This is a genomic window from Streptomyces sp. NPDC060049 (assembly GCF_042736715.1).
In the GTDB taxonomy this organism is placed as follows: Bacteria; Actinomycetota; Actinomycetes; order Streptomycetales; family Streptomycetaceae; genus Streptomyces.
Genome location: NZ_JBHWVV010000016.1, coordinates 150,499 through 165,858 on the forward strand (window position 1 = coordinate 150,499; position 15,360 = coordinate 165,858).

Consider the following 15,360-nt stretch of genomic DNA (forward strand, 5'->3'; position numbering starts at 1 on the left):
GTGCTTTGTTATTGAGGTTGAAGGTGTGGTGTCGTCTGCGTGGGGCCGGTCGCGGTGAGGCATCCGTCGATGACTTCGCTGCGGTACTGGATCTGGCGGAGGCCGTGCCGTAGCCGGTGGATGAGGTGTTCGGGATCGCTGAAGGCGGTGTTGGCCTGACTGGTCCGGCGAAGGACCTTCCAGATGCCTTCCACGGGGTTCAGGTCAGGTGCGTAGGGCGGCAGGTGGTAGGCGGTGACCCAGTCCTGGGCATCGATGAAGTCCCGCATGCGCCGGTCTTTGTGGCGTTGAGGTTGTCCCAGATGAGGACGATCGGGCCGCCGAGCTGCTGATGAGCGGCAATGAGCAGGTCGCCGTACTCGGTCCAGGCGAAGCTCTTGCGACCGCCGTTCCTGTGGTCGGTATGCCGTTTGGGCCGGTAGATCAGGCGGGAGGGTTCACCGGGCTTGTAGCAGCACAGGGCCGCGATGGAGAAGCGGCGCTTGGGAATGGCCGCGGACCCGGATGGCCCGCCGCCACCGCTGAACCGACCGGACGCTGACCCGTAACTCCTTGGCCATCACGGTGCTGCCCCGCCCATCGGCGAACATACCGACCGCTACCATCCGGACCCGTTCACGGAAGGCTTGCCTCTCCGCGGTCAGACCCCCACCCTGCGGATACCTCATACCTCATACCTCATACCTCCGGCATACCGCGACGATCACCAACCGTCACCCCTACGACAAGACGACTTCAAGCTCAGTAGTCGACGCCCGGACCGTCTTCTTCCCCCGCCTCCCCCCGCCACCGGACGAGGTTGTTCCGGGTGGTGAGGGTGTCGGGGTGGTCCGGGCCCAGCACCCGCGAGCGGTCCGCCAGCAGCTCGGTATATGCGGCGGCGGCGCCGGCCGCATCCCCTACCTCCCCTCGCCACCAGGCGAGGTTGTTCCGGGTGGTGAGGGTGCCGGGGTGGTCCGGGCCCAGCACCCGCAACTCGTCCTCCAGCAGCTTCATGTATGCGGCGGCGGCGCCGGCCCCATCCCCTGCCTTCCCCCGCCAGTGGCCAAGATTGCTCCGCGTGCTGAGGGTGTCGGGGTGGTCCGGGCCCAGCACGTGCAACCGGTCCGACAACAGCTCGGTACAGGCGGCGGCGGCGCCGGCCACATCCCCCACCTTCCCCCGACACCAGGCGAGATCGCCCCGCGTGCTGAGGGTGTCGGGGTGGTCCGGGCCCAGCACGCGCAACCGGTCCGACAACAGCTCGGTGTATGCGGCGGCCGCGCCGGCCACATCCCCTACCTCCCCCCGCCACCAGGCGAGATCACCCCGCGTGCTGAGGGTGTCGGGGTGGTCCGGGCCCAGCACGCGCAACCGGTCCGACAACAGCTCGGTGTATGCGGCGGCCGCGCCGGCCGCATCCCCCACCTCCCCCCGCCACCAGGCGAGGTTGTTCCGGGCGGTGAGGATGTCGGGGTGGTCCGGGCTGAGGCGGTGGTGGGCTGCCTGGGTGAGATGGTGGTAGTAGTCGCGGGCGGCGGTGGCCTGGCCGGTTTCGCCGAGGCTTCTGCCGGTGCGGTACAGCGCCGGATGGGCGTTGGGCCGGTACAGGGCGTCTTCTGCGTGGCTGGTGAGGGCGGTGGTGTTGGCTCGGAGGGTCTGGGCGAGGTTGGTGTCGCTTGGGATGTCGGGCCATGCGGCCAGGAGGGCGTCCGCGGCGGTACGCGCAAACCGGTCGTGCTGATCCGGCGTGAGCGTGTCGCGGGTGGCGCGTTGGATGAGCTGATGGACGCGTACGGTGGGGTTCAGGCCGTCCGAGGTGTCCTCGACCAGACTCAGGCGATGCAGGGCCCGGAGCGCACCTTCCGCATCGTTAACGCTCACCTGTACGGGCTCTCGATCGCGTTTCCGCTGCCAGAGCCATCGCCTTCGTAGGCCCTGCTCCGGGCCGTTGTCGTTTTCTGTGCGGTCTTCGGTGAGGTGGACGAGGGCGGGTTCGCTGGTCAAAACGGTGCGCGGGATGCCGTTGGGGTCGAGCAGAGCGGCCAGTTGGAGCATGGGTCGAGCCAGGCCGGCGGGGTGGAGCTGGTCGGCGCGTTCGATGGACAGGGTCCAGGCTGCGGCCACGGTTGCGGCCTGGTCGTCGGGCAGCGCACCGGCCTCGGGCAGGAGCTGGGCGAGTTTCCCGGCGCGGTCAGCCAGGCGGCGGCGGTAGGCGGCGCAGGCAAGGCCGGTATCGACGGTGTAGGCGGCGGCCTGGGAGAGGGCCAGGGGGAGGTGTCCGAGGTCGGATGCCAGGGCGGTGAGCTGGTCGGCGGGTTCCTGGCGGCCGTGCGCTGCCAGGGAGGCGGTGAGGTAGGCCGCGGCTTCGACCTCGGTGAACAGGCCGACATCGATCCGGCGGCGGTCTTCCCCGGTGAGGGCGGCCTCGCGGCGGCGGGTGGTGACGAGCGTGCGGCCGTGCGGGCCGGCAGGTGGCCACAGGCCGTGCAGATCGGCGGGATCGGCGACATCGTCCAGGACGATCAGCCACCGGCACATCACTGCTTGGGCCTTGGACGTGAGCCAGGCGCGGAAGGATTTCGCAGCTTGCTCCGGGTCGGTGGGATCGGCCTGGCAGAGCTCGACGCCGGCTTGCGCGTATGCGCTCACGATGGCGGTGCGATTGCTCGCCGTGATCCAGACCAGTACGTCCAGTTCGCCACTCTCCCAGGCGGTGTGTGCGTAGTCGGCGGCGAGCTGGGTCTTACCCACCCCGCCCATCCCGGTCAGGACCTGGCACAGCACCGCCGTGCCCCCGCCCTCCACCGCGGCCCGCAGCCGCTGCACCTGAGAGCGGTGCTGGAAGGACTGCGCCCGGGGCGGGATGACGCCGACCTGGTGCGGCCAGACGGCTGGTGGTCGCGTGGGGGAGAAGTAGTTGTTCTGCGTGTTGCGGTCGCCGTACTGGTTCGCGGTCGGGCCGTGGAAGGTGTTCCCGACGCTCCCGGATCCGTGCGCGGGGTTGCCGGCAGGACTGTTCAGGGTCCGGTCCCGAAATGGTTGTCCTGCCGGTTGGCGTTCCCGATCTGGATCGCGGTGGGGCCGTGGAAGGTGTTGCCCGTGACGGCATCCCTGCCGCCCGTGTGCGCGCTCTGCTCGGCAACCAAGTCGCGCAGCCCCTCGACAAGGCGGGCGCGTTCCTCCGCGTCCCTCACACTCTCCAGCAGCGCCTCGAAGCGGGCCTGCCAGGACGCCTCCTGCCGGATCCGCATCCGTTCCGCCTCTGCTGGTTCCAGAGCCTGCAGTTCGGTGGCCGTCTGGTCCAGACGCTCCAGCTCCACGTACTCGCGCGTCTGGTCACCCTGGCCCAGCAGCCGGGCCACTCTAGACCGCAACCCGTTCCACGCGTCGGTGCCCGCGGCCTGCACCACTGCAGTGCCGCCTGCTGCGGCCAGTGCCGCCAACGCCGCTTCCAGCATCCCCGCCCCCTCGCTCGCGCCTTCGGTCCTGCGACGGTACCGCCGCCCCGGAACGCTCGTAAGGACTCTGTGAAAACATGCCCCGCCGCGGCTGCCCGGGCTGCCTCTGCGCCGATCCGACGTGCTACTCCGTTGTCCTTTCGGCGGGGTGGCCGCGGCCGGTACTCGGTCTCGTCAGGGGGAGGGGGACGTCACCGCAGGACCCTGGCTTCCTCCTCTTCCATCCCCTCCTCGGAGCAGGCGTACGTTTCCGCCCTCGTCAGGTTTCCGGGTGACGTCCGCGTACACGCACAGGGAAGCGAGTTCCGCACGACCCCGGCCGGAGTCCACGACATTCACGCGAACCTGTCGATTGCCAACATGGACTTCGAGGAGTTCGCGGCAGCAGCTCACGAGGCCCCCGATCAGGTGTACTCATCGTTCTGAGGCACCTTGTGCCGGTCTTTGCCGAAGCGTCTGGCCGGGTCAGGCTCCGCCGTCGGCTACTGGGATCTTCTTGGTCCACCGGGCGGGGCTTGCGGGCGAGTCGCCTGGTCATGAGGGTGATGAGTGACCAGTTCAGGTGCGCTTCACTGTGCTGGGGCAGGCGCTCGCAGTCTCACGCGTTGCGGCGTACGTTCATGATCCAGCCGATGGTCCGCTCAACGCGCCCGTGCCGGGGAAGGACGACAAACCCCTTCGTTTCCTTGGGCCGGGAGACGGTTCGCAGGGTGATGTTGAGGAAGTTGCGAGCCCAGTCGACGAGCTGGCCGGCGTAGGCGGAGTCCGCCCAGACCTGGGTGATCTGCGGCTGGGTGAGGCATAGGCGCCAGAGGAGTTCGCGGGCGGCGTCGCGGTAAGGCGCCAGCGTGTGGGTGAACACCGGCTACGAGGCAACCGTCTACGACCGTTCGGGCAACGAGGTCGACTGCGGGCATCAGCGTCCGATCGAAGTCCTGCGTGCCTGGACCGAAGCCTCCGAGGCTGCCGCGGATCGCTCCGGCCGGACGCCGGAGCTTCAGGAGAGGGCTCGTAGTGAGGCGGAGACCATGTGGTGGCGCCTTTCAAGAGCCGAAGCCGCCGAGCAGGAGGCGCAGGACGGCTGACACGAGCTGGGAAGGACGGACTCCAACGGGGTCTGCCCAGTCCAGTTCAACGGCCGACGCCAGAGGTCAAATGCCAAGCTGAGGGCGTGACCTACACGCTGCCCTTTCGGAGCTGAGACGACAGCAACAGTCTGTGCGTCGGGCCTGACCTGTCGTCAGGACCGAGAGGTACCGTTGGGGGCCTGCCCGAGGGGGGAGGCCTTGCACTGCATCAGTGCCTGCTAAAAGGGGGTAAGGGTGAAGGTTGGTAGCGCGGTAGTTGGGGTATTATTTCTGGTTCTCGCTGTGGGATGTAGCGAGGACGACTCCACGAAGTCCAGGACGGCTGATCATGCGGCCTACGGGGCGCGATCCTGCGCTACCTGGTTCACCTATATGGATGTCGAGGACCGATTCCTCGGCGCCGAGTGGTTATTGCGCAAGGCGATGGCTGCGGACGGCACCGAGGGGGACGTGGACCCCGATTTGAGTACCATCGATCAGTTCATGGATGGGATAACCAAGGCGTGCGAACAGACGTCAATTGACACGCGCCTCGCGACAGTGGCGAAGGACCTGTTCGCCGCAAACGAGGATGACTAAGCCGCAGCCGGTAACGCCCAGTATCAGACACGCGACCGCCGACATCGAGTTCGGGCCGAGGCTGGCCAGGCAGTCCAGGGCGGCCCCGTCGTCGGGCTGTTCGAGGAGCGCGTTGGCCAGGGCGGCAGCGTCAGCGGCGTCTCCCAGACGGCGAAGTCGTAGACATCCGGCGCGGGCCCTGCCTCTCGAACTGCTGTAGAAACGCTGCTCTGCGACGGCGACGTGAACAGAACCAGGTTACCGCGCAGCGCCTTTCGACCCCCTCGGTTGGGTGGGTGTCTGATGGGTCCCCAGCGGGGCGTTGCGGCCCCCGGGACGGCTCGGGGAAATCCAAAGCCGGGCTTTGGATTTAGGGTGGGGCCGGTCCCCACCCAGCTCCGGCCGGTGACGTGACATCAGAGCGCGGCTGCGTCTGGCTGATGATCTGCGGGGTTTTGTCGGTGGGGTTCGGTGGGCTTCTGACACTGGTTGGGGTGTTGTCCTTCCAGGTAGGGGTGGGTTCGCGCTGACACGGGGTGCCGATTTGGTGCTGTCATGTTTGCTGTTTGGCTGGTCGTTTTGGTGCAGGTCGGGTTGGCGTGGGCTGGGATGTGATGGGGGGCGTGCGAGTGCGCCGGCCTCGTGGCTGGTACCGCTACGTCACCCTCGCCACTCGTCACCGCGCCCACCCGCGGGAAAATTTCGTGCCGGTGCGGTGCGTTACTCACTAGCGTGTGCCCATGAGTGAGGACACGTGGGCGGGAGTCCGGGAGCGGGTGCTCCGGCTTGCCGAACACCCCAGGGCAGACAAGGTTTTCGGGGCGCGGGGGGCATGGTTTTTCGCCCTGGTCCGGTGATGGGCGAGGAGCAGCTCCGGGCGCTGGAGGCGGACCGGGGCGTCGGTCTGCCTGAGCAGTATCGGAGTCTTCTGCTCCGTGTCGGGGGCAGGGGAGCTGGCCCTTACTACGCTCTGCTGACACCGGTCTTGGGCGACGGTGGGTGGCAGTGGCTCGGTATCGGGCTTCGTTACGCCGCCCAGCCCACTACCGCCGAGTTCGCCGGACGGCCCTTCGTGGCCGAGGCGCTGCAGCGGGAGCTCGCCGTGCTTGAGACGCAGGAGCCTGCGAAGGAGGCCTTTGCGGCCGATGATGCGTTCCGTCGCGCGTACGCGGCCTGGGATGCGCGCTACGAGGAGGTGTATGACGTTCAGGAGGCGGGCGCGGTGTTTCTCAGCGAGCAGGGATGCGGCTATGCGTCGCTGATGGTGATGACGGGCCCGCACCGAGGTGCCATCTGGGAGGACCTGAGACCGATGGATGGCAGGATTGTGTCGACTGGGCACGACTTTGCGTACTGGTACCGGAGTTGGCTCGAGCGCACCGATCAGCAGTTTGATTTCACACCTGCACCACCCAACCAAGGGGACACGCTCTAGTGCTCCAGTCATACTTTGCGATCTGGTTCGATGGCCCATGGGGGCGACTCGCCTCGGCCGAATCGCAGAGGGAGACAGATGGACGAGCGCACGGTCATGCTGAATATGCTCGCGCAGGAGTTGCGTCCGATCGAGCAGGGTGTCGAGTGGTTCGAAGCTCTGCCGGCTGATATCCAGTTCGAGGTTCTGCGGGCGCTGCGCGGACACTGCATGCAAGCCCGCGCAACGGAGGAGGACGGGCCTGAGAGCGTGCGACGCGCCGGCCTTCGGCCGACTTATACCCCAGCGGTACTGATCACGCGTGGGCAGCTGAACGTGCAGCTGGAAAAGATCATTAATCTGCCGCAGGACGAGCGTGTGAAGTCATTTCGGCTGTTGGTCGCGCTGCTGGGGGTGGCGGACAAGCGTCGCCGGGAGCGGTTCTGCGCCGACTGGTGTGGTCATGCCTGGCACCAGTTGGCGGGTGGAACCGATTCGGGAGCGGCCACCGCGTGATCAGCAAAGGTTGTGTGGACTTCTGATGATGGTGCAATGGCCGCGGGCCATAGCGTAGACCCCGCTCGTTGACGGGCGATGTTCGACCAGGCCATGGCCCGCACTGCAGGCCGATTCCGGCGGGTCGAGCCGAGGGCGACAGCGCGGGCTTTCGTGCTCGGATTGCTGTCCGGCGTCGAGCGCAAGAACTGCTGGCAGTTGGCTGAGGAGGCTGGCCATTCCCGCCCCGGCGCGATGCAGCGGCTGCTGCGAAACGCACGCTGGGATGCCGAGGAGATACGCGACGATGTCCGCGCCTACGTGCTGCCAGTCTCGGCGGTGAAGGGGTGTTGATCGTGGACGAGTCGGGGTTCTTGAAGAAGGGACTCCATTCTGCGGGCGTGCAGCGGCAGTACACCGGACCGCGGGGCGCATCGAGAATGCCCAGGTCGGGGTGTTCCTTGCCTGCGCGTCCGCACAGGGACGGGCGCTGATCGACCGTCGCCTCTACCTGCCCGAGCGCGCCTGGTGCCAGGACGGCGAGCGTCGCTCGGGTTCCGGCGTTCCCGGGCACGTCGAGTATCGACCAAGCCCCGCCTGGCCCTGCGGATGATCGAGGCGGCTCTGGACGCCGGGTGCACCTCCTCCTGGGTGACAGGGGACGAGGTCTACGGCCAGGACCCGCACCTTCGCTCCGGCCTGGAAACACGCAGGGTCGGCTACCTCCTGGCCGTCGCCCGCACCACCAGGGTGCGGATCAACCAGGACCGCACCGTGGTACAGGCCGATGCCGTGGCCGCCTCTCTGCCCGGGGATGCATGGCACCGGCAAAGCGCCGGCGCCGCAGCGAAAGGCCCGCGCTAGCACGACTGGGCCTGGATACAGACCGGAGCCGACATGAACCGGTGCCTGCTGATGCGCCGCAAGCCCGCCACCGGCGAACTCGCCTTCTACCTGTGCTGGTCGCCGGGCGCGGTAGCCCTGTCTGCGTTGGTCCGCGCCGCCGGGACCAGGTGGTGCATCGAGGAGTGCTTCCAAGCCGCCAAAGGCCAGGTCGACTTGGACCACTACCAGGTACGCCACTGGACCTCCTGGCATCGCCACATCACCCTGCCATGCTCGCGCTGGCCTTCCTCGCAGCCGTTACGGTCAGCGCGAAGCCCGGCCGAAGCGCCGACCCGAACCGTCCTGCCCGCAGCAGCGGCCCGATTGACCTGACCATCCCGGAGATACGTCGCCTCGTCGGCACGCTGTTCCGACGGCCGACCGCACCTCTGCACAGTCTTCTGAGCTGGTCAATCTGGCGCAGACTCCACCAAGAACAGGCCAGACGCTGCCACTACCAACGGCGGCTCAGCAGCTACCCAGACACCTAAATCACGAAGTCGGACTGGAGTATTAGGTCAGCGGTCCCCGATCGCCTACGAAAACGACCTCCAACCTGCAGCAACTACCCTGGCCCAAGCCGCATAGACGTATTCAAAATCCGGGGTCAAGGCTCTGACGTCCTGGATCGTGCACTCCTCGAAACGAGGGTCCGGCGAATCCAGCAGGGACGACAGTTCCCGCCGCGGCCCCTCGGGCTTGCCGGCGAGCGCGCCGGTACGTCTGCCCGGCCTGGATGGCGGGTCGGCGCGTCGGCTGGCAGTCTGGAAGAGAAACCGTAGCGGCGGGCCGTGCCACGTGCCGCCACTTGCGAGACGTGGCGCCTCCACTGCTGGAAACCACTGTTCGTGTTCGCGGGAGGTGGACCTCCTTGAGCAGGCACACTTTGTTCATCAGAACCGCACGGAGTCTCGCTGTGGCCGGAGTCCTGTCGGCCGCACTGGTACCGGTATCGGCAGCACCGGCGACAGCCGTCGCGTGCGACGCGGCGGCCGCTGCCCGAGCCCCGAACAGCAGCAACGACAGCGCCGTACGGAACGCACTGGTATGCCTCATCAACAACCAGCGCACGCAGAGGGGTCTGCCCGCCCTCACCACGAACCAGGCACTGACAACTGCGGCGCAGCAGCACTCCGCCGCCGCCGTGCAGCTGAAGTGGTGGGGACCGGGTAAGGATTCGCACCGCAACCCGCAGACCGGTTCGACACCGCAGAGCCGGATCAAAGCTGCAGGCTATTGCCCGAACCCCAGGTCATGGGCCGTCGCCGAGATCACGTACACCGGCTGGGGCGGCTCGGGGACCCCGAATGCCGCGGTCAACTGGTGGATGAACGTAAGCACGTGGGGGCACCGCCAGATCATCCTCGACCCGTCGATGCGAGAGATCGGCGCCTGGGCCCAGCCGGGTTCGGCTGACCCGGCCGGGGCCGGCGCGAGCCAGGCCGGAACTTACGTCGTGACCTTCGGGCGCTGCCAGCAGTGAACCGGTGGGGTCTACGGCCTCGGAAGACTGGTAGGCCCGTATGTTGGCTATGTCCTCCTTTCGGGAGGCGTTTGTCGATGGCGACGGATGGCACTGCGGCGGCAGATCGAAGATCCAAGTCAATGAGATTTGATGTCGCCTGCGTGTGCGATTAGGTGCTTTGCGAGGGAATTCGCCCCCGCTCCGTAGCACTCTCGGTTGACGAGTTCGATCGTGGCTGCTTGAGCCATGGGCAGCTGATAATTCGCTGTCGGCACCCGCTCAGCTGCGAGAGCATCTGGTGCATGGAAGAGCCTGCCGTAAGTCTCAGTTCTGACCTGGTTGAACTGCGCCGGTGGCGCATGAGCGATCTCGACGCCCTTGAACAGGCGATCTGTGAGTCTCTGGACCATCTGATGCCGTGGATGCCGTGGGCAGCCGGCCATGGCAGACAGTCAACCGTCGACTTCCTCGCCTGGAAGCCAGGAAGAGTGGGAGGCCAGACAAGGCTTCCACTATGCGATCACGTCTGACGCTGCGGTGATCGGCAGTTGCAGCCTCAATCGCCGCATCGGTGCGGGCGGCCTCGACATCGGCTACTGGCTTCACCCTCAGTCGACTGGACGGGGTCTGGCCACGATGGCCACGGCGGCTCTTGTCCGTCAGGGCTTCCGAATGGCGGGCGTCGACCATCTGGAGATCCATCACGATGCTGCCAACCCGGCCAGCGGAGCCGTTGCCCGCCGCTTGGGCTTCATCGAGATCGAACGCTCACAAGCACCGGAAGGGCCCGTCGCTCCTGGCGAAGTGGGGATCGACGTCGTATGGCGGATGACTGCGGATCAATGGAACACGCGGACAACAGCACGCTGAACGCGGCCAGCCGAGCAGGTTTTGTTTAGGTGGTTCCCGTTGACGGCCGTCCGCCCGGAGGGCGGCGGGCCGTATCGCCCGCGACGTCGAGCAGCTGCTGGAAGGCCGGTACCGCCCGGCGTGACCTCCCGGGCTACGCCCAACTCCTGGACGTCGCCTCGGCCGGCACCCTGTTCCTGACTGCCGACGGCATCGAGGCCGTCCGTGCGCTGCAGCCGGGGAGCCGCAGGCAGAGCGGGGTGGTCTCGCCGCCGGTGACATGGACCCGGCTGGGGGCGCGGTGCAGTGCCGTTTCACCGGTGAACCTGCCTCCCCGGCCGGGTGAACCCCTTGCCGAGGGCCTGTTCCTGATGTGGTGTGGGCCGGTACAACCGGCCAATGACGATCATGAAGTGGGTTGCGACCGCTGCTGCCGCGGCGCTCGCCCTGTCCCTGCCCGCCACCGCCGCCCACGCGGCCGAAGCACGGCCGGCCGCTGCGCCGCAGATCGCGCCGATCGGCGTTGCGGTCTCCGCGCTCCAGCTCGCGACCGAGGGAGGCCGGATTCGTCCTTGAGCTGCTGGTCGAGGCGGCGGTTGACCGGACCGGCTACCAGCGCACCTCCTTCAAGCACTGGAATGGCGGCGCCAACGCCTCCGACGGCTGCAACACCCGCGCCGAGGTCCTGATCGCGGAAGCTGTGGAGGCCCCGAGGTCGGCCCGGGCTGCACCCTGACCGGGGGTGTGTGGTGGTCGTACTACGACGAGCGGCCCGTGAAGCCGGCGGGGCGCTGGACACCGACCACATGGTGCCGCTCGCGGAGGCGTGGGACAGCGGGGCCTCGGCATGGACGCCCGCCCGCCGGGAGGCGTACGCCAACGACCAGGAGCAGCCGTCCTCCTTGGTGGCGGTGGCGGCCCGCTCGAACCGCAGCAAGTCCGACCAGGACCCGGCCCAGTGGCTGCCGCCGTCGGGCTCGGAAGGGGTGCTGTGCCGGTACGGAGCGGAGTGGACGGCGACGAAGCTGCGCTGGGGCGTGTCGGTGGATGAGCTGGAGCGGGACCGGCTGCTGGACATCGCGGCCGGCTGCGGCGGCACGGAGGTGGAGGTCACCCCGGCTCCGTAGGCAGGGGCCGTCACGGGGTGGCGGCTCTTCGTCGTCGGCCCGTCCGCGGGATCCGCTGCGCGTGGAACTGGCGCGCACCGTCAGACCTTGTCCGTCGGCTGCCCGGCGGCCCCGGCAGGCAGGGCCAGGCGTGATCCGAGGGGGAACCGCATCTCGCCTGCGGCGGCACGTACCTCTTCGGAGCGGGTCTCTTCCTCGAAGGCGCCGAGCAGCATCATGACGGCCCTGGCTTCGTCGCCGGTGAGCAGTTTCAGGCGGGTCTGGGTCACGGCATCCAGGAGTACGCCCAGGAAGTCTTCGTCCTCCATGTCCATGCCGGGACAACGCTGCGCCGCAGCCCCGGTCACCACGGCAGTGCCCGCCTGCGGCGACGGGTGCCGGCACTGCGGTCGCTCAGTGAACTCGTTCGACCCGGCGCTCGTCCCACACCGGCTCCGAAGTCTCCCGGACGACCCCGTCCGAGCCGAACACCAGGTAGCGGTCGAAGGAACGCGCGAACCAGCGGTCGTGCGTCACCGCCAGCACCGTGCCCTCGTACGCCTCCAGCCCCTCCTGCAGAGCCTCCGCCGACTCCAGGTCCAGGTTGTCCGTCGGCTCGTCGAGGAGCAGCGCGGTGGTGCCCGCCAGCTCCAGCAGCAGGATCTGGAAACGTGCCTGCTGGCCGCCCGACAGTTTGTCGAAGGGCTGGTCCCCCTGGCGTTCCAGCTCGTACCGCCGCAGTGCCGACATCGCCCCGCCCCGGTCCTTGGCATGCTCCGTCCAGAGAATGTCGACCAGGGTGCGTCCCACCAGCTCGGGGTGCGCGTGCGTCTGGGCGAAGTGCCCCGGCACAACCCGCGCCCCCAGCTTCCACTTGCCCGTGTGGCTGACGTCCTCACCCGCCAACAGCCGGAGGAAATGCGACTTTCCCGAGCCGTTCGAGCCGAGCACCGCGACGCGCTCCCCATAGAAGACCTCCAGGGAGAACGGCTTCATCAGCCCCGTGAGCTCCACGTCCTCGCAGACCACAGCCCGTACGCCGGTGCGGCCGCCCTGCAGACGCATCCGGATGTCCTGCTTGCGCGGCGGCTCCGGTGGCGGGCCGATCTCCTCGAACTTGCGCATCCGGGTCTTGGCTGCCTGATAGCGCGAGGCCATGTCGTCACTGCGTGCGGCGTACTGCTGGAGGTCCTGCACCAGCCGCTTCAGCTGCGCCCGCTTCTCGTCCCAGCGCCGGCGCAGTTCGTCGAAGCGCGCGAACCGCTCCTCCCGCGCCTCGTGGAACGTCCCGAAGCCCCCGCCGTGCACCCACACGTCGGATCCGGCCGGACCGGGCTCCACCGCGACGATCCGCCGCGCGGCCCGTGCCAGCAGCTCCCGGTCGTGGGAGATGAACAGCACCGTCTTGCGGGTCTCCTCCAGCCGCTCCTCCAGCCACCGCTTGCCGGGGACGTCCAGGTAGTTGTCCGGCTCGTCCAACAGGAGCACCTCGTCCGGGCCGCGCAGCAGCGCCTCCAGCACGAGCCGCTTCTGCTCGCCGCCCGACAGCGTCCGCACCTCGCGGAACTGGGCCCGGTCGTACGGCATGCCGAGGGCCGCCATCGTGCACATGTCCCAGACGGTCTCGGCCTCGTACCCACGGGCCTCGGCCCAGTCGCTGAGCGCCTGCGCGTACGCCATCTGCGCGGCCTCGTCGTCGACCGTCATGATCCGGTGCTCGGCCGCGTCCACGGCGGCCGCGGCCTTCTTGATCCGCGGCTGCGACACCGACACCAGCAGGTCGCGCACCGTACGGCCGTCGCACACCGAGCCGACGAACTGGTGCATGACTCCGATGCCGCCGCTGGAGGTGATGCTCCCGCTGTGCGGCTGCAACTCCCCCGAGACCAGCCGCAGCAGCGTCGTCTTGCCGGCGCCGTTGGCGCCGACCAGGGCTGCCACCGACCCCTCACCCACTCTGAACGAGGCATCCCCAAGCAACACCCTCCCATCGGGCAGGTAGTACTCCAGGTGCGAGGCTTCCAGATGTCCCATGGTTCAGAATCCTTACCTGCCGTGCGACGACGCACAACGCGATTTCGCGAGGCGGGGCGGGGCGGGTGCCCCCGCCGCGGCCGCTCAGTGCACCGGGGCCGAACAGCAGAGGCTCAACATGTCCTGAGCCGCGGCCTTGGAGGTCGTTCTATCCCGCTGTTTTATCCCGGGATCGGCTGTTTGGTCTGGGGTGTCGGGTCACGCCAGGAGATGGTGTTCTCGCTGGTGAGGCGGCGGGCCATGAGGTCGGTCATGGCGATGTGGATCACGGCTTCGGAGCGTTCGGGGAGGGGCTCGTAGTCGCGGGCCAGGCGGCGGTGGAGCATGAGCCAGCCGTAGGTTCGCTCGACCACCCACCGTTTCGGGATCGGGGTGAAACCCCCTGGTCCCGGGCTTGCGAGTGGTGATTTCCATGTCGATGCCGAGGGCCGCGGCATGTTCGACGAGGTGCTGGCGGTAGCCGCCGTCGACCAACACCTTGCGGATGCCGGGGTGTCCGGCGGCGACCTGGTCGAGCAGTGCGGTGCAGGCGATGGAGTCCTGCACGCTGGCCGCGGTGACCAGCACGGCGAGGAGGAGCCCGAGGGCGTCGGTGACGATGTTCCGCTCACGGCACTGACACGCATCTGTACCGGTCAACGGCGCGGACTTCAGCCAAAGGAAACGAGGTCTTTAGACGCAGGTATTGAGACTTCAACCCACGAGGTCACGCCAGAAGGGGATGGTCGCCGGGTGGGCATAGGCCTCGCCCTGACGATCCGGCTTGGGCCCGCCGAACTCCTGGTGGACGTAGTCGATCAGATCGGCGCCGTAGTAGATGATGTCGGTCTGATACATGGACAAGACGGGGTGGCCATAGGTGCCACGTCCCGCAGGCAGGTATCGGTGCGAACAGATGGGCACCATCTTCGGCACTTCAGCCAGACGTGCACGGGCTAGCACCAGGGCATCGGCCGGCGCTCCAGGCTTGGCCCCCCAGTCTTCCGACCAGAAGTCGTTGTGCTCAACGTCAAAGAGCACGCCGTCAACCGGCCAGGTAAGCCGGTCACGGAGCTCGTCAGGATCACCGTTGCGCCAGTCGGGCCACCTTGGCGAGACACGCCCCTGCCCGGACGGACGACCGATGGGCAAGCCTGCCGCCAAGAACGCGCGGTGGTCGTCACTGAACTCAAAACCGAATTCCTCTTCGATGCGCTCGAACTCTGCATCTGACAGGCCCGGCGAAATATCGAAACGCCCGAGTTGAGACAAGCGGCGGGCGGCTTCCGCCCCCAGCGGGGCACCTTCACTCGTGATCATGCCGCAATGGTAACGACGGCTTGACACGGCCCTCCATGAAATTTGCGTCCACTCCGATGCGGGGCACGCAGACCTGCTCCAGCACCCGCTCGAACTGGGGCCCGTTGCCGTAGTGTCCGGGCGTCAGGACGACGGCGAGGGGTCGGCATCGCCCGTCAGCGGCGAGGTGGATCTTGGCCGTGAATCCACCGCGGGATCGTCCCAGACACTCGCCGATCTGACCACTTCCTCCAGTCGCACCGCCAGTTCCCTCAAAACCGGATCGACCTGGTTCGTCCCCCGAAGGTTTTCCCTTTGAGGACCTGGGGCCACCGGAGCCTTCCTCGCGTCAGCGGCGTGCTGGTGGGCCCGCACGGCTGCCGAGTCGACGGACACGTCCCGGTCGATCCGGCCCGCGGCGTCCTCGGCGGCCTGGATCCGAGACAACAGCATCGTCCACGTTGCATCCGCCGACCAGCGGCGATGCCGTTTGTAGACGGTCTCCCACGGCCCGAACCGCTCCGGAAGATCCCTCACTGCACGCCCGTCCGGACCCGATAAAGCACCCCGTTGATCACCCGACGGTGATCACTCCACCGGCCCCCGCGGGCACCACCAGGAGGTAAGAACGACTCCAGCCGGTCCCGCTCCGCGTTCGTCGGATCCCCACGGCCCATACGGACGGCCTGACCCCAACACCCCACTCACGTCAGGAGATCCGAGAAACATCGCCTAATGCCATGGTCGA

The 15,360-nt window shown here is 67.8% G+C and carries 13 protein-coding genes and 7 pseudogenes; 10 read left to right on the forward strand and 10 right to left on the reverse strand.

All coding sequences use genetic code 11. The annotated features are described in order from the left end of the window. Positions 1-8 precede the first annotated feature (8 nt). From ACFWBY_RS27660 to ACFWBY_RS27675, 4 genes and pseudogenes are all read right to left on the reverse strand, one after another. Positions 9-560, reverse strand: a pseudogene (locus tag ACFWBY_RS27660) (transposase). Next, positions 558-668 (reverse strand): annotated as a pseudogene (locus ACFWBY_RS27665) (transposase); the annotation flags it as partial. The pseudogenes ACFWBY_RS27660 and ACFWBY_RS27665, both read right to left, overlap by 3 nt. 73 nt (positions 669-741) lie before the next feature. Continuing rightward, the gene (locus tag ACFWBY_RS27670) at positions 742-2,808 is read right to left on the reverse strand and encodes a tetratricopeptide repeat protein (RefSeq protein ID WP_385334590.1); all 2,067 of its coding nucleotides are present in this window, start codon (positions 2,806-2,808) and stop codon (positions 742-744) included. Between the two features lie 191 nt (positions 2,809-2,999). Beyond that, complete coding sequence (locus ACFWBY_RS27675) at positions 3,000-3,440, reverse strand: hypothetical protein (protein WP_385334592.1); 441 nt, start codon at positions 3,438-3,440, stop codon at positions 3,000-3,002. 69 nt (positions 3,441-3,509) lie between these two features. Here ACFWBY_RS27675 and ACFWBY_RS27680 point away from each other — a divergent pair, with 69 nt between their 5' ends. Continuing rightward, entirely contained in the window at positions 3,510-3,866 is a 357-nt protein-coding gene (locus ACFWBY_RS27680) for a DUF6924 domain-containing protein (RefSeq protein WP_385334594.1), read from the forward strand. A 90-nt stretch (positions 3,867-3,956) separates the two neighbouring features. Here ACFWBY_RS27680 and ACFWBY_RS27685 read toward each other — a convergent pair. Beyond that, positions 3,957-4,266: pseudogene (locus ACFWBY_RS27685) on the reverse strand (transposase); the annotation flags it as partial. A gap of 28 nt (positions 4,267-4,294) precedes the next feature. Here ACFWBY_RS27685 and ACFWBY_RS27690 point away from each other — a divergent pair. The 9 genes and pseudogenes from ACFWBY_RS27690 (at position 4,295) to ACFWBY_RS27730 (ending at position 11,321) form a co-directional block, all read left to right on the forward strand. Further along, positions 4,295-4,525, forward strand: coding sequence for a hypothetical protein (locus ACFWBY_RS27690; RefSeq protein ID WP_385334596.1), 231 nt, complete (start codon positions 4,295-4,297; stop codon positions 4,523-4,525). A 375-nt stretch (positions 4,526-4,900) separates the two neighbouring features. After that, a complete protein-coding gene (locus ACFWBY_RS27695; protein WP_385334598.1) occupies positions 4,901-5,107 on the forward strand; it encodes a hypothetical protein in 207 nt (68 codons plus the stop codon). 835 nt (positions 5,108-5,942) lie between these two features. Beyond that, positions 5,943-6,521: an SMI1/KNR4 family protein gene (locus tag ACFWBY_RS27700; RefSeq protein WP_385334599.1), complete on the forward strand. Its 579-nt coding sequence runs from the start codon at positions 5,943-5,945 to the stop codon at positions 6,519-6,521. 78 nt (positions 6,522-6,599) lie between these two features. After that, complete coding sequence (locus ACFWBY_RS27705) at positions 6,600-7,016, forward strand: DUF5958 family protein (RefSeq protein ID WP_385334601.1); 417 nt, start codon at positions 6,600-6,602, stop codon at positions 7,014-7,016. A gap of 78 nt (positions 7,017-7,094) precedes the next feature. Further along, on the forward strand, positions 7,095-7,349 hold the full coding sequence (locus ACFWBY_RS27710; protein WP_385334603.1) for a transposase: 255 nt from the start codon (positions 7,095-7,097) through the stop codon (positions 7,347-7,349). 41 nt (positions 7,350-7,390) lie between these two features. Beyond that, a pseudogene (locus tag ACFWBY_RS27715) lies at positions 7,391-7,859 on the forward strand (transposase); the annotation flags it as partial. A gap of 937 nt (positions 7,860-8,796) precedes the next feature. Then, positions 8,797-9,363, forward strand: a complete 567-nt coding sequence (locus ACFWBY_RS27720) for a CAP domain-containing protein (RefSeq protein WP_266601831.1) — start codon at positions 8,797-8,799, stop codon at positions 9,361-9,363. 423 nt (positions 9,364-9,786) lie between these two features. Continuing rightward, positions 9,787-10,215, forward strand: coding sequence for a GNAT family N-acetyltransferase (locus tag ACFWBY_RS27725; protein WP_385334605.1), 429 nt, complete (start codon positions 9,787-9,789; stop codon positions 10,213-10,215). Between the two features lie 378 nt (positions 10,216-10,593). Further along, positions 10,594-11,321, forward strand: a pseudogene (locus tag ACFWBY_RS27730) (HNH endonuclease family protein). Between the two features lie 80 nt (positions 11,322-11,401). On the opposite strand, the gene ACFWBY_RS27735 reads toward ACFWBY_RS27730, so the two are convergent. From ACFWBY_RS27735 to ACFWBY_RS27755, 5 genes and pseudogenes are all read right to left on the reverse strand, one after another. Then, a complete protein-coding gene (locus ACFWBY_RS27735; protein ID WP_385409717.1) occupies positions 11,402-11,635 on the reverse strand; it encodes a hypothetical protein in 234 nt (77 codons plus the stop codon). 79 nt (positions 11,636-11,714) lie between these two features. Beyond that, positions 11,715-13,334 (reverse strand): ABC-F family ATP-binding cassette domain-containing protein, encoded by a 1,620-nt coding sequence (locus tag ACFWBY_RS27740; protein WP_385334609.1) that lies wholly within the window; start codon positions 13,332-13,334, stop codon positions 11,715-11,717. A gap of 161 nt (positions 13,335-13,495) precedes the next feature. Further along, a pseudogene (locus ACFWBY_RS27745) lies at positions 13,496-13,946 on the reverse strand (transposase); the annotation flags it as partial. Positions 13,947-14,027: 81 nt separating this feature from the next. Then, positions 14,028-14,633: an SMI1/KNR4 family protein gene (locus ACFWBY_RS27750; protein WP_385334611.1), complete on the reverse strand. Its 606-nt coding sequence runs from the start codon at positions 14,631-14,633 to the stop codon at positions 14,028-14,030. A 58-nt stretch (positions 14,634-14,691) separates the two neighbouring features. Then, a pseudogene (locus tag ACFWBY_RS27755) lies at positions 14,692-15,289 on the reverse strand (IS5 family transposase); the annotation flags it as partial. Positions 15,290-15,360: the final 71 nt, after the last annotated feature.

What these genes read in the sequence shown, in the direction of transcription:
- ACFWBY_RS27675 (WP_385334592.1), bottom strand. Translation starts at nt 3,440, where the DNA reads ATGCTGGAAGCGGCGTTGGCGGCACTGGCCGCAGCAGGCGGCACTGCA.
- ACFWBY_RS27695 (WP_385334598.1), top strand. Translation starts at nt 4,901, where the DNA reads ATGGATGTCGAGGACCGATTCCTCGGCGCCGAGTGGTTATTGCGCAAG.
- ACFWBY_RS27700 (WP_385334599.1), top strand. Translation starts at nt 5,943, where the DNA reads ATGGGCGAGGAGCAGCTCCGGGCGCTGGAGGCGGACCGGGGCGTCGGT.
- ACFWBY_RS27705 (WP_385334601.1), top strand. Translation starts at nt 6,600, where the DNA reads ATGGACGAGCGCACGGTCATGCTGAATATGCTCGCGCAGGAGTTGCGT.
- ACFWBY_RS27710 (WP_385334603.1), top strand. Translation starts at nt 7,095, where the DNA reads ATGTTCGACCAGGCCATGGCCCGCACTGCAGGCCGATTCCGGCGGGTC.
- ACFWBY_RS27725 (WP_385334605.1), top strand. Translation starts at nt 9,787, where the DNA reads ATGGCAGACAGTCAACCGTCGACTTCCTCGCCTGGAAGCCAGGAAGAG.
- ACFWBY_RS27735 (WP_385409717.1), bottom strand. Translation starts at nt 11,635, where the DNA reads ATGGACATGGAGGACGAAGACTTCCTGGGCGTACTCCTGGATGCCGTG.
- ACFWBY_RS27740 (WP_385334609.1), bottom strand. Translation starts at nt 13,334, where the DNA reads ATGGGACATCTGGAAGCCTCGCACCTGGAGTACTACCTGCCCGATGGG.
- ACFWBY_RS27750 (WP_385334611.1), bottom strand. Translation starts at nt 14,633, where the DNA reads ATGATCACGAGTGAAGGTGCCCCGCTGGGGGCGGAAGCCGCCCGCCGC.